Raw genomic sequence first — 13,175 nt, 5'->3', positions numbered from 1 at the left:
TCTTAATGCATATTTATTTCCCTACAAAAGCAAATTTCAATTTTAATAGACGTGTAAAAATGAAGTAACTTATGGTAGCGAATAGGAAAAATCCAACATAATAAGACAGAAGTGCATCTCGTCCGCCTAATATTCTACCACCAAGTAGTCCGAAGCATAGAACAGTGCAAATTATGAACCATTTTTGCAAGTTAGGAAACAATAGTATTTTTCCACTTTGTTCGTTCGGTGTACGTGTGTATAGAAAGGTTGCTATTGATAAAAAGGTAATGATGTAAGCAAATGGTGTTAATAGTGTCCAAGGAGAAGGTACAGAAATACGCTCCGTAGGATTGTCCTGTGATACACTGGGAAGTTTATTGCCATAGTCATCAAATGTTTCTATCGGGTGGTAATCATAAGTAATAGAAAAATATTCTAATGGTGAAATGATACCTATATGTTGTAAGTACTCATGAGTATGGTGCTCTATTTCTCCCATTGCATCTACAGACCATTGTGTGTGTGAATAAATGAATCCGGAAATTAACAATCCAAAACCGTATGGTAAAAATAATAGAATGATAGTTAAAATACTTTGAGAAAATATATGTCCAGTAAGAGTCCCGATAAATAAGGCGAATGTATAAATAGCGATAAGTACAACGGTAGCATATAGAAAGTAACTATAGAACGGAGCAAAGGTTTGATACTCATTGTGAAACGACATGTTCTTTATTCCGTACATGCTAATCCAGCAAACAATTTGTACTGTAATAATATTCAAAACACCAAGCCACCATTTTGTTAAAAAAATATCCTTTCGTTTAAAAGGCATCGAGAATAGAAAATCAGTTGATTGATTATTACGTTCCCATCCAATTAAAAGACAAGCGAGTGCAATTAGAGTAGCTCCTTGAAAGAAGACGGCACCATCAGATGTCTGAAAATAGTAGGAGTAGTAATATGCATAGTCACCAAACTTCATTTTTGATAGTTTTAGTTGCATTTGCGCTTCTTGATAATATTTATAAGGTAGTTGATATAAACTAGTTAACCAAAATAATAGAATTATATATTTTCCTTGCTTCCATTGCCTCATCCATAAAGCTTTATGAAACATGTGAATCCTCCTCAAATGTAGTGATAAAAATATCTTCAAGTGACATTGTTAATTCTTCAATGAGCAGTGGCTGTTCTTTATGAAACTTTTCTAATGTAGCTGCCACATTTCCTTCAATTAAGATTGTATATACTTTTCCTGTTTGATTTAATATTTTAATATTGCTTAAGTTTTCTAGCTTTTGAGGTAATGAACGTTCGTAAGCTACTTGTATTTTTGCAAATCGTGATTTTGCATCGTCTAGTGATGTAATAGACGAGATAGTATGGCCTTTTAATATAATAATTGTATCTGCAATTTGTTCTACTTCATCTAAATGATGAGTGGAGATGAAAATGGTAATCTCTTTTTCTGCAACTTCTCCAACGAGAAACTGTAAAATTTTCCTTTTCACGATAGGATCAAGTCCATTTGTCGGTTCATCTAAAATGACATATTCTGCCTTTGTAGAAACGGCTAAAATGATGGCGAGCAGTGCTTTCATGCCTTTTGAATAGCTACGAATTCGTTTGTTTGGTAAGTTAAAACGTTCTAACAGTTCATAGAAATGTGTTTCATCAAATGCGGTATAAACTTCTTTATAAAACTTTACGATTTCTTTTATCGTATAGCCGTTCAGTATATTAGTAGAATCAGGAACATATACGATTTTTTGTTTCGTTTCAGGATTTTTATGGATGTCGATATCCTCATATGTAACAGTTCCCTCGTCTGGGTCCAAAATGCCGACCATCGTTCGCAATAAAGTTGTTTTCCCCGCACCGTTTCTTCCGAGTAATCCGATGATACTCCCTCTTTGCAATGTGAAAGAAACATCGTCTAAAATTGTTTGATTATCAATTGTTTTCTTCAAGTTTGTCACTTTCAACATCTGTATTCCCTCCAATCTCTTTATAGTATGAATCTATCCAATCATGAATTTTATCTTTCGTAATACCAAGATAAGAGGCTTCTAATAGTAATTGATGAAATTGCTTTTCAACCATAGCGATTTTCCTTTCGTCTAATGTTGGGGTAATCGATTGGGATACAAATGTTCCTTTTCCTCGTAACGTTTCAATAATTCCTTGTCGCTCTAACTCTTGATACGCTTTACTCACTGTATTTGGATTTATAACGAGTAAAGAAGCGAGTTCGCGTACAGAAGGAAGTTTATCACTTGGAGCCAATATGTTTTTCAATACGAGTTCTTTTATATTTTGAACAATTTGTTCCCATATCGGAGTGTTGCTTCTTGGATCAAGTTGAATATGCAAGAGCAATGTCTCCTTCCTCATATGTATTAAGTGTACTACTTCGTGTAATACACTTAATACAATATAGGGGATGAATGTGTTTGTCAACTGAAAATGTTAGAAAAATTTGGTATTAAAAAAGGATAAATTGGAAAAAATAGGTCTGATATAGAATGGAGGGTTAGTCATGAAGCGAGTTTTTGGAATACTTGTTTGTTTCATGTTATTGCTTTCTGGAACTTCAGTGAGTTTCGCACAATCTGAGAAAACGAAGCAGGAGAAAACAGAAGAAACAACGCCGAAGTTAGCGGAACAAGCGTCGTCAGCAATCGTAATTGAGCAAGATACAGGTAAAGTTTTATTTGATAAAAACCCAAATGAAAAATTACCACCTGCTAGTATGACAAAGATTATGACAATGCTTTTAATTATGGAACAAGTTGAAAAAGGAAAACTAAAACTGACCGATAAAGTTAGAGCGAGCGAACATGCAGCTTCAATGGGTGGATCGCAAATCTTTTTAGAACCTGGGGAAGAGATGACTGTAAATGAGATGTTAAAGGGTATTGCAATTGCATCTGGAAATGACGCATCTGTTGCAGTAGCCGAGCATATCGCAGGTTCAGAAGAAGGATTTGTAAATATGATGAACAAAAAGGCGAAAGATCTAGGGCTGAAAAATACACATTTTCAAAACCCAACAGGTCTTCCGGCCAAAGACCATTATTCGACAGCAAATGATATGGCTATAATGGCGAGAGAATTGATGAAGTATCCACTTATTCGTAAATACACAGGTAAGTACGAAGATTATTTACGTGAAGATACGGATAAAAAGTTTTGGCTCGTTAATACGAATAAGCTAGTACGTTTTTATCCTGGCGTAGATGGAGTAAAAACAGGTTTTACGACAGAAGCGAAATATTGTTTAACAGCATCGGCTGAAAAAAATGGCATGCGTATCATTTCAGTTGTCATGGGAGCACCAACATCAAAAGAACGGAACAACCAAGTGACGAAGCTTCTTGACTATGCATTTGGACAATATATGACAAAGAAATTGTATACGCGCGGCGAAAAAATTAAGACAGTTCAAGTAGGGAAAGGGAAAAAAGAAAAAGTAGATTTAGTTGCATCAGATAATGTTTCTCTTCTTATGAAGAAGGGCGAGAATATGGACAAGGTAAAACAAGAAGTAATTGCTGAAAAGAAAGTAAAAGCACCGATTAAAAAGGGTGACGCGCTTGGTACACTTGTTATTAAAAAAGATAAGGATGTTTTATTAAAACAAACAATTGTAGCAAAAGAAGATGTTGCTGCAGCGAGCTGGTGGGAGTTATTTAAAAGAAGCTTTGGGATGTTTTCAACATCAAAATAGCGGCAAATATTTTGCCGCTTTTCTATTCGTATGTAAGTGAATAATGCTGAAAGGTTTCACTTTATGACGAAATAGTTCTTCTTTTGTCAGCAGGAAGGATTCTTATTTTGTATCACGAAAATCTTTATGTATGTGAATAAGTAAAGTTTGAGCATAAGGAGGAAATCGTGTGAGTCTTTCCATGCAATTAGAAGTAAAACGTGACGTCCTATGTGTGAGACTAGAGGGTGAATTAGATCATCATACGGCTGAAGAGTTGCGAACGAAAGTAACAGATATGATTGAGACACATGGTGTTCATCATATTGTTTTGAGCCTAGAGAACTTATCTTTTATGGATAGTTCTGGTCTAGGTGTTATATTAGGCCGATATAAACACGTAAAGGGATTAGGTGGAGAAATGGTTGTTTGTGCAATTTCACCGCCTGTTAAGCGTTTATTTGAAATGTCGGGCTTATTCAAAATTGTTCGCTTAGAAGAAAGTGAAGCGCACGCGCTCGCGACGTTGGGGGTGGCATAGATGAGAAATGAAATGAACCTTCAATTTTCAGCATTAAGTCAAAATGAATCGTTCGCTCGCGTTACTGTGGCGGCTTTCATTGCACAACTAGATCCAACGATGGAAGAATTAACGGAGATTAAAACAGTTGTGTCAGAAGCGGTTACAAATGCAATTATTCATGGATACGAAGGAAATGCAGAAGGTATTGTTTATATTTCTGTAATTTTGGAAGAAGCAATGGTGAAACTCACGATTCGAGATGAAGGGATTGGAATCTTTAACTTAGATGAAGCGAGACAACCCCTTTTTACAACTAAACCTGAATTAGAGCGTTCCGGAATGGGATTTACTATCATGGAAAATTTTATGGATGAAGTAGAAGTTATTTCAAACGAATCTTTCGGGACAACAATCCATTTGACAAAATACTTATCAAATAGTAACGCTCTATGCAATTAAGGAGAATAGCCTATGGACATAGAGGTCAAAAATGAGAAGAAGAAACCTCAGTTAAAGGACCACGAGCTAAAAGCGTTAATTCAAAAAAGTCAAGATGGAGATCAACAAGCGAGAGATACAATCGTTCAAAGTAATATGCGCCTCGTTTGGTCGGTTGTACAGCGGTTTCTTAATCGAGGATACGAACCAGACGACCTATTTCAAATTGGATGTATTGGACTCTTGAAATCGGTAGATAAATTTGATTTATCTTTCGACGTGAAATTTTCAACATATGCAGTTCCAATGATTATTGGCGAAATACAACGTTTCTTACGTGATGATGGATCAGTGAAAGTTAGTAGGTCTTTAAAAGAAACAGGAAACAAAATTCGAAAGATGAGAGATGAGCTTTCGAAAGAATTCGGAAGGGCTCCAACGATTAATGAAGTGGCAGAGGCACTAGAACTAACGCCAGAGGAAGTTGTTCTAGCACAAGAAGCGAGCCGGGCCCCTTCATCTATACATGAAACTGTATATGAAAACGATGGAGATCCAATCACTATTTTAGATCAAATTGCAGATCAATCTGAAACGAAATGGTTCGATAAAATTGCTTTAAAAGAAGCGATTAGAGAACTAGATGAACGAGAGCGCTTAATTGTATACTTGCGTTACTATAAAGATCAAACACAGTCAGAAGTAGCAGAGCGCATAGGCATTTCGCAAGTACAAGTTTCAAGACTTGAAAAGAAAATATTAAAACAGATGAAAGATCGAATAGACGAATAATTGTCTATTCGATTTTTTTATGCCGTTAATAGGAGAGAGATGTTAATTTTCGCAAAAATTAACAGAATTTATTGATAATTTAGTTAATTTGAAATATAATCCAAGTATGAGCTTGTCATAAAGGGGGAAGGAAACATGGAAACGAGGCAACAATGGGGAACGAGAGCTGGATTTATTTTCGCAGCGGTCGGATCTGCCGTTGGATTAGGAAACATATGGCGTTTTCCTTATACAGCGTATGAAAATGGAGGAGGAGCATTCTTTTTACCGTACTTATTTGCATTATTAACGACTGGTATTTCATTGTTAGCGTTTGAATTTGCCCTTGGTCATCGTCATCGTGGTTCAGCACCACTTACATTTTTCCGTATTAGCCCGCGTGCCGAATTTATTGGATGGTGGCAAATGTGCGTAACATTTATCGTTTCAACATATTATGCAGTGATTATTGCTTGGTCTATATCGTATACATACTTTGCAATTACTGGAGCATGGGGAAAAGACACGCAATCATTTTTATTTAAAGAGTACTTACATGTTGCAGATAAGCCAGGACAATTTGGAGGACTTGTACCGGAAGTATTAATTCCGTTAGCTCTCGTTTGGATTATTGTGCTTGGCGTTGCATTTAAAGGAGTTAAAAAAGGAATCGAAGTTGTTAACCGTATATTTATTCCTTTATTAGTTGTTATGTTCCTTATTATCGTCGTTCGTGCAGTGACGATGGAAGGTGCTATGCAAGGACTAGATGCATTCTTTAAACCAGATTGGAGTCGTATTTTTGATGGGAAAGTATGGCTTGCTGCTTATGGTCAAATATTCTTTAGTTTATCTTTAGCATTTGGAATTATGATTACGTATTCTAGTTATTTACCGAAAAACTCGGATACAACAAATAATGCCTTTATTACTGGATTTGCAAACTCAGGATTTGAATTATTAGCAGGTATTGGGGTCTTTGCAGCTCTTGGATTTATGGCAAATAATATGGGAGTACCGGTTGATAAAGTAGCAAGTGCTGGCGTTGGGCTTGCGTTCGTAGTATTTCCGCAAATTATTAATGAATTGCCGATGTCACCGTTGTTTGGTGTATTATTTTTCTTATCGTTAACGGTTGCTGGAATCACATCACTTATTTCACTCGCGGAAGTATGTTTTGCCGCTGTATCTGAAAAATTCAGTTTAAGTCGGGAAAAAACCATTGGAATTATGGGAACCCTTCTCGTGTTAGTTTCTCTTGTATTTGCAACACGTGGTGGGCTTATGTTCTTAGATGTTGTCGACTATTTCGCTAATAATTTCGGATTAATTACAATTGCACTTGCGGAAGTAGTGACGATAGGGCTCATTTTACGTCGTTTACCAGTTTATCAAAATCATGCAAACTTTGTATCTGATATTAAATTAGGAACGTTTTGGAGAGTGAGTTTACTCGTTATTACTCCGCTTATGTTAGGGTATATGCTAATTGATGGTACAATCCAAAATATTAAAAAGAATTATGGAGATTATCCGACTGAGTTTGTTGTAACGTATGGTTGGTCGATAGCAGCAGCCTTCCTTATCGTTGCGCTAATTATTAGTCTAAAGAAATGGAATGCACAAATACATTCGGATTCTGCCAAGCTTGAAAAAGAATGGAAAGATCGAGGTGTTTCATAATGAGTGGATCAGCGATTATGATGATGGTTATTGGAATAGTAGTGATTTGGGGAGGGCTTGCATTAAGTATTGCAAACTTATTTAAGAAAAAGGCATAAGTAAAAAACATCTGTACCGAAATGGTGCAGATGTTTTTTTATGAAAAAATTGTATTAGAAAAAAATTCAATAACCATACTACAACTACGAGGAAGAGTGAAGGAGTGAATGAAAGTTGGAACAAACGATTTATATTAAAATGCGCAATCGTTTAAAGGTTTCTCCTACTTATGAAGTAAAGCTGGGCGATGTTGCTCAACTTGCCGGAGATTCTTCTGTAGTTGAGTTGTTACAAAATGAGATAGTTTACAAAATAACAGCGCATGATAAGACGCATGTTGTAATTGATGTTATGAAAGTAATTGAGATTATTCAACAGAAAGCATCTCATGTACAAATTAATTTACTCGGTTCTGGACAAACTCTTGTTGAAATTATATATGAAAAAAAGAAGACACACCCAATTTTTTTCGGGCTTGTATGGCTGTTACTGTTCATTGGAGCGGCCCTTGCGATCATTTATTTCCATGAAGATGTAAGTATGCAACAAGTACATCAACGGTTATATTACATGATTACTGGAGAAATTAATGCGCAACCACTTTTATTTCAAATTCCTTATTCTTTAGGTCTTGGCTTAGGGATGGTTTTATTCTTTAATCATGTATTTCAAAAGCGAATTAATGAAGAGCCAAGTCCGCTAGAAGTTGAGATGTTTCAATACCAACAGTCACTTGATCAGTATGTAATCGTTAATGAAAACAAGGATAATATGAAACAACTTGCCGATGATTGAGTCTGGATTTGTTATTTTAATTGGTTTAGCTGGAGGGATTGCGGTAGGTAGCGGATATGTCGCATTTTTAGCTGTACTTGGTATAATCCCCCGTTTAGCCCAATTAACGAGAAGTGGAAAGCATATTCAATATTTTGAGTGGGCAGTCATTGCAGGTACTTTAACAGGGGCTTGGTGCAGTTTGAAAAACATTACATTTCAAACGTCGCAATATTGGCTCGTTATATTAGGGATATTTTGTGGCACGTTCATTGGAATGCTTGCAGCAGCATTAACAGAGGTGTTAAATGTTCTACCTATTTTAGCGAAACGAGTAGGGGTAGAGGGGAAGATTATTGTTTTACTCGTTGCTCTTGTACTTGGGAAAGTAATAGGATCGTTGTTTCACTGGATTTATTTCGTAAAGTAGGAGGCAGTATATAAATGACAAGTCAGAAATTGAAGGATGATTACATAAATAAAGTGAAGGAGTATCATCCAAAGCCAAACTATTTACTAAATTGTATCAAAGCATTTCTTGTAGGTGGACTCATTTGCACAGTTGGAGAAGTATTGATGAAATTTTATATACATTATTTTCACTTCAGTGAACAAGAGGCGGGAAACCCAACTGTTGCAACCCTTGTTTTATTATCCGCGATTTTAACAGGGTGTGGTGTATATGATAAAATTGGTCAATTTGCTGGAGCAGGATCAGCGGTACCGGTAACAGGATTTGCAAATTCTATGGCGAGCGCTGCCTTAGAACATAAGAGCGAAGGGGTTGTTCTAGGGATTGCTACAAATATGTTTAAACTGGCAGGAAGTGTGATTGTATTTGGGGTTGTTGGTGCATATATCATTGGGTTAATAAGGTATACCTTTAAAATTTTTATGTCTTAAAGGAGGGGCTAGTATGAGGTTGACCGGAAAACAAACGTGGGTATTTCAAAATGATATATATGTAAATGCAACGGGCACTGCTGTCGGTCCGAAAGAAGCTGAGGGCCCTCTTGGAAAAAAATTTGATATTTCATATGATGACTTGCATTGTGGAGAGGAAAATTGGGAGCTCGCCGAACGAAGATTAATGTCAGACTCAATTCAACAAGCAGTGCAAAAAGGGAATATAAAAACATCGCAAATTGATTTCTTTTTAGCGGGAGATTTATTAAATCAAACAGTGACAGCAAATTATGTTGCGCGTAAGTGGGGCATTCCTTTTTTAGGAATGTTTAGCGCTTGTGCGACGTCTATGGAGACTTTAGCAGTTGGCTCAGCTTTTATAGACGGTGGATTTGCAAATCGTGTCTTAGCTACAGTAAGCAGTCATAATGCAACGGCTGAAAGACAATTTCGCTATCCAACAGAGTACGGTGGGCAAAAACCAGGGACAGCAAATTCAACTGTGACTGGTGCAGGATCTATATTAATTAGCAATGAAAAAAGTGCAATTAAAATTACGTCAGCTACAATCGGAAAAGTGCAAGATTTAGGAATCACAAATCCTTTGGATATGGGGGCAGCGATGGCTCCAGCAGCAGCTCATACAATTCAACAACATTTTGAAGATTTAAGAAGAAGTGCCGATGATTATGATTTGATTGTTACGGGTGATTTATCAGCTGTTGGGACGCCGATTGCGAAACAACTTTTACTTGAGGAAGGTTATGATCTTGGGCATATATACAATGATTGTGGATTGATGATTTATGAATCAAGTCAAGAAGAAGTGTTTGCAGGTGGTAGTGGTTGCGCTTGTTCAGCAGTTGTTACGTATGGCCATTTATTACACGAGATGCAAAAAGGGAATTTACAACGAATTTTTGTCGTTGCGACTGGTGCATTATTAAACCCGATGATGATGCAACAGAAGGAAACGATTCCAACAATTGCACATGGTGTCGTATTTGAGAGAGTTAAAGGAGAGTGAATTGTGGATTTTATATATGCATTTCTTGTAGGTGGAGCTATTTGTTTAATTGGGCAACTATTGTTAGATTTCGTAAAGTTAACACCAGCTCATTTAATGGCAACTTTTGTAGTCATCGGAGCAATTTTAGATGGATTTGGATTGTACGATAAACTAATAAAGTTTGCAGGTGCTGGAGCGACAGTCCCTATTACAAGTTTTGGACATTCACTATTGCACGGAGCAATGCATGCAGCAGAAAAACATGGATATTTAGGAATTGGTATTGGCATGTTTAGTTTAACGTCTGCGGGCATTTCCGCAGCGATATTGTTTTCATTTTTTATAGCACTTATATGTAAACCGAAAGGATAAATCAAATGAGACGAAGGGTTGTTTTGGTCACAGATGGAGATGAATATGCAAAGCGGACAATTGAGCTTTTAACGAAGGAATTTGGGGGAAGGTGTATTTCAGCATCACAAAGTAATCCAACCAAATTGACAGGGAAAAAAGTTGTTGAGCTTATTATGCAAACGCCATATGACCCTGTATTTGTCATGTTTGATGACAGTGGATTTATTGGAGAAGGGTCTGGTGAAAAGGCATTAAAATATGTGGCTACCCATAAACAAATTGATGTGCTCGGTATTTTAGCAGTAGCGTCTAATACGCATCATTGGGAATGGGCACGTGTAGATGTAAGTGTAGATCGGAACGGGAATTTAACCGAATATGGTGTTGATAAATTTGGACTTCCAGATGGTGAAATTGGCAGGATTAGTGGAGATACAATATATTGTTTAGACGATTTAAATGTTCCTGTCATTGTTGGAGTTGGTGATATTGGTAAAATGTGCGGAAATGATGAATGGGAGAGAGGGTCACCTATTACAAAGAAAGCAATTCAATTAATTTTAGAAAGGAGTGGGTTTTATGACGAAGCCTAAAAAAGTGGATATCCCTATATCAACTTTCATAAGTGACAATGAAAATTATTTAAAACAGACAGTTGGACTAGGCGTTACATACGATGTCGGCATTCGTAAATTTCAAATTTTGAATAAAGAAATTGGTGTGCTATTTGTAAACGGACTTTGTGATACAAATTATATTATCCCTATTTTAGAAGAAGCGGTGGATACAAATGAGATAAGGGATGTAGAAGAAGATACAGTGAAGCTTTTAGAGAATCGCTTAATCCATCAACAAGTAAGTAAAGTGAAAACGATGGATGAGGTAATGCTCCAAGTATTATCAGGACTCATCGTGATATTTGTGGAAGGTGAAACGGAAGCGTTCGCGATCGATGTTCGTAGTTATCCAGGGCGAACACCGACAGAACCAGATACTGAAAAGGTAGTACGAGGTGCGAGGGATGGATTTGTTGAAAATATCGTTGTAAATACAGCGTTAATTCGTAGGAGAATTCGAGATCCACGTCTTCGAAATGAAATGGTTCGAGTAGGAGATAGATCGCAAACGGATATTTGTATTACATACGTTCAAGATGTTGCAAATCCAGATTTAGTAAAGATTATAAAACAAGAATTAAATAACATCGATGTAGATGGAATTACGATGGCGGATAAAACAGTAGAAGAATTTGTTGTAAAGCAAAGCTATAACCCATTCCCACTTATTCGATATACAGAAAGGCCAGATGTAGCAGCAAATCATCTACTAGAAGGACATGTGTTAGTACTCGTTGACACATCGCCAAGTGCTATGATTACACCGACAACATATTTTCATCATTTACAGCACGCGGAAGAGTTTAGACAAAATCCAGCTGTCGGTACATTTTTACGCTGGGTGCGCTTTTTAGGTGTTATATTCTCGTTATTTTTATTACCATTTTGGTTAGTGTTTGTATTTGATCCAACTCTTTTGCCAGCAAATCTTGCTTTTATTGGACCGACTAAGATGACGCATTTACCAATTTTATTACAGGTGTTAATGGCAGAGGTCGGACTTGAGTTTTTAAGGATGGCAGCCATTCATACTCCAACGCCGTTATCGTCTGCAGCAGGGTTGATTTCCGCTATATTAATTGGTCAAATTGCAATTGATGTAGGTTTGTTTGTGCCAGAAGTAATTTTGTATGTAGCAGTTTCGATGGTTGGTGCATATGCAACACCGAGTTATGAATTAGGATTAGGGAATAAGGTTGGGAAATTGTTTGTTATTATTTTAACAGGTCTCTTCCATGAGATGGGATTTGTAATTGGTATGACGATATTAATTTTATTTTTAACGTCTATAAAAAGTTTACAAACACCTTATTTATGGCCGTTTTTACCATTTGATTGGGGCGCGTTAACAAAAATTTTACTCCGTCCAACGATGTCTAGTTTAAAAGTACGACCAAGTATTGTAAGACCTCAAAATGTAAAAAGACAAAAATAAACGGGATTATACACCCGTTTATTTTTTTTAGCAAAAATTTATTATTTTTTAACAAAAATCAAACATTTTTTGTGTACACTTAGAGTAGATATTGTGTATGGAAGGGGAAGAGGACATGATTAAATTATTTGTAAGTGATTTAGATGACACGCTCGTTTACGATGTGAATCATATGCAAAAAGAAGATGAACGTGCGCTGTGTTGGTTAGCTGAGAAAGGGACAAATATTTGTTTTGCCTCTGGCCGCTTTACACACAGAATTGATGAAGTTGTAAAAAGGTTTGCATTCCCATATTACACAACTGGCTTAAATGGAGCGACAATGTTACTTCCGGATGGAAATTTATTTCATGAATCGAGTTTTGAAAATGTGGTTGCCCAGGAAATATATCGATATATACATAAAAAAGGACTAGCGGATATTGTTTGTGCAAATGAGCAGCGATATACAAAAAGGAAGAATGAACATCACCATAATTTTGAAGCGTATATGGGCGTGCATATCGCTGAAATTGAAGCGTTAGAAGAAGAGTTTGGTAAGACTGTACACCCTGCAAAATTGTTTGTTTTTGGAGAAGAAGAGAAAATTGTGACGTTAGATCAAGAGCTACGAGATACGTTTCAAGGCGAAGCGGAAGTTTTTATATCAGGTAAACGCTATGTTGATATTATGCCAAGAGGCGTGAGTAAGGGGAGTGCTCTAAAGCGACTAATGGATCATTTGCAAATTGAAGCAAATGAAGTTGCTTGTATTGGAGATTCTTTCAATGATATTTCTATGTTTGAAGTAACCCCGCATTCATTTACTCTTCATCATGCCCATCCATATGTAAAGGAGAAAGCAAATCATATAGTGCGTTCGGTTGAAGAGGCTGTTATGAAATTACCGTTACTTGTATAAAAAAGAAGCCCGTCATTGGCGGGCTTCTTTT

Annotated in this window: 17 protein-coding genes; 14 read left to right on the top strand and 3 right to left on the bottom strand. The window is 36.5% G+C overall.

Annotation, left to right across the window (positions count from 1 at the left end; genetic code table 11):
- Window positions 1–13 precede the first annotated feature (13 nt).
- The 3 genes from NST86_RS20730 to NST86_RS20720 are packed head-to-tail and all read right to left on the bottom strand — an operon-like array spanning window position 14 to window position 2,358.
- The gene (locus NST86_RS20730) at window positions 14–1,102 is read right to left on the bottom strand and encodes an ABC-2 transporter permease (RefSeq protein WP_016118584.1); all 1,089 of its coding nucleotides are present in this window, start codon (window positions 1,100–1,102) and stop codon (window positions 14–16) included.
- Window positions 1,092–1,973 carry an ABC transporter ATP-binding protein gene (locus NST86_RS20725; protein ID WP_016118583.1) on the bottom strand — a complete coding sequence of 294 codons (882 nt, stop codon included), beginning with the start codon at window positions 1,971–1,973 and terminating at the stop codon, window positions 1,092–1,094. Before NST86_RS20725 ends, NST86_RS20730 begins: the two co-directional genes overlap by 11 nt.
- Window positions 1,939–2,358: a GntR family transcriptional regulator gene (locus NST86_RS20720; RefSeq protein WP_000548022.1), complete on the bottom strand. Its 420-nt coding sequence runs from the start codon at window positions 2,356–2,358 to the stop codon at window positions 1,939–1,941. The genes NST86_RS20725 and NST86_RS20720 overlap by 35 nt, the downstream gene beginning before the upstream one ends.
- A gap of 166 nt (window positions 2,359–2,524) precedes the next feature.
- Here NST86_RS20720 and dacF point away from each other — a divergent pair, with 166 nt between their 5' ends.
- From dacF to NST86_RS20650, 14 genes are all read left to right on the top strand, one after another.
- Window positions 2,525–3,715 carry a serine-type D-Ala-D-Ala carboxypeptidase DacF gene (gene dacF, locus NST86_RS20715; RefSeq protein WP_000831995.1) on the top strand — a complete coding sequence of 397 codons (1,191 nt, stop codon included), beginning with the start codon at window positions 2,525–2,527 and terminating at the stop codon, window positions 3,713–3,715.
- A gap of 169 nt (window positions 3,716–3,884) precedes the next feature.
- Window positions 3,885–4,235 (top strand): anti-sigma F factor antagonist, encoded by a 351-nt coding sequence (spoIIAA, locus tag NST86_RS20710; RefSeq protein ID WP_000059135.1) that lies wholly within the window; start codon window positions 3,885–3,887, stop codon window positions 4,233–4,235.
- Window positions 4,236–4,676: an anti-sigma F factor gene (spoIIAB, locus tag NST86_RS20705; protein WP_001243398.1), complete on the top strand. Its 441-nt coding sequence runs from the start codon at window positions 4,236–4,238 to the stop codon at window positions 4,674–4,676.
- Window positions 4,677–4,688: 12 nt separating this feature from the next.
- Window positions 4,689–5,447, top strand: coding sequence for an RNA polymerase sporulation sigma factor SigF (gene sigF / locus NST86_RS20700; protein ID WP_000350729.1), 759 nt, complete (start codon window positions 4,689–4,691; stop codon window positions 5,445–5,447).
- Window positions 5,448–5,582: 135 nt separating this feature from the next.
- Complete coding sequence (locus tag NST86_RS20695; protein WP_000450089.1) at window positions 5,583–7,109, top strand: sodium-dependent transporter; 1,527 nt, start codon at window positions 5,583–5,585, stop codon at window positions 7,107–7,109.
- Complete coding sequence (locus tag NST86_RS20690; protein WP_000016826.1) at window positions 7,109–7,207, top strand: methionine/alanine import family NSS transporter small subunit; 99 nt, start codon at window positions 7,109–7,111, stop codon at window positions 7,205–7,207. The genes NST86_RS20695 and NST86_RS20690 overlap by 1 nt, the downstream gene beginning before the upstream one ends.
- A 115-nt stretch (window positions 7,208–7,322) precedes the next feature.
- Entirely contained in the window at window positions 7,323–7,943 is a 621-nt protein-coding gene (locus NST86_RS20685) for a stage V sporulation protein AA (protein WP_016118582.1), read from the top strand.
- On the top strand, window positions 7,936–8,352 hold the full coding sequence (gene spoVAB, locus NST86_RS20680; protein ID WP_000572936.1) for a stage V sporulation protein SpoVAB: 417 nt from the start codon (window positions 7,936–7,938) through the stop codon (window positions 8,350–8,352). The genes NST86_RS20685 and spoVAB overlap by 8 nt, the downstream gene beginning before the upstream one ends.
- Window positions 8,353–8,366: 14 nt before the next feature.
- Window positions 8,367–8,825 carry a stage V sporulation protein AC gene (gene spoVAC / locus NST86_RS20675; RefSeq protein ID WP_000203810.1) on the top strand — a complete coding sequence of 153 codons (459 nt, stop codon included), beginning with the start codon at window positions 8,367–8,369 and terminating at the stop codon, window positions 8,823–8,825.
- Between the two features lie 13 nt (window positions 8,826–8,838).
- Window positions 8,839–9,855 (top strand): stage V sporulation protein AD, encoded by a 1,017-nt coding sequence (gene spoVAD / locus NST86_RS20670; RefSeq protein WP_001241161.1) that lies wholly within the window; start codon window positions 8,839–8,841, stop codon window positions 9,853–9,855.
- A 3-nt stretch (window positions 9,856–9,858) separates the two neighbouring features.
- On the top strand, window positions 9,859–10,209 hold the full coding sequence (gene spoVAE / locus NST86_RS20665) for a stage V sporulation protein AE (RefSeq protein WP_000345904.1): 351 nt from the start codon (window positions 9,859–9,861) through the stop codon (window positions 10,207–10,209).
- Window positions 10,210–10,214: 5 nt separating this feature from the next.
- The gene (locus tag NST86_RS20660; protein ID WP_001254415.1) at window positions 10,215–10,784 is read left to right on the top strand and encodes a stage V sporulation protein AE; all 570 of its coding nucleotides are present in this window, start codon (window positions 10,215–10,217) and stop codon (window positions 10,782–10,784) included.
- The gene (gene spoVAF / locus NST86_RS20655; RefSeq protein WP_000165596.1) at window positions 10,771–12,243 is read left to right on the top strand and encodes a spore germination protein SpoVAF; all 1,473 of its coding nucleotides are present in this window, start codon (window positions 10,771–10,773) and stop codon (window positions 12,241–12,243) included. Before NST86_RS20660 ends, spoVAF begins: the two co-directional genes overlap by 14 nt.
- A gap of 97 nt (window positions 12,244–12,340) precedes the next feature.
- On the top strand, window positions 12,341–13,144 hold the full coding sequence (locus NST86_RS20650; protein WP_002000777.1) for a Cof-type HAD-IIB family hydrolase: 804 nt from the start codon (window positions 12,341–12,343) through the stop codon (window positions 13,142–13,144).
- The last annotated feature ends 31 nt before the right edge of the window (window positions 13,145–13,175 follow it).

This window comes from Bacillus sp. FSL L8-0199 (assembly GCF_038005705.1).
In the GTDB taxonomy this organism is placed as follows: domain Bacteria; phylum Bacillota; class Bacilli; order Bacillales; family Bacillaceae_G; genus Bacillus_A; species Bacillus_A cereus.
Note: the sequence above shows the minus strand (reverse complement) of the source record. Positions and strands in the feature narration are given on the sequence as shown.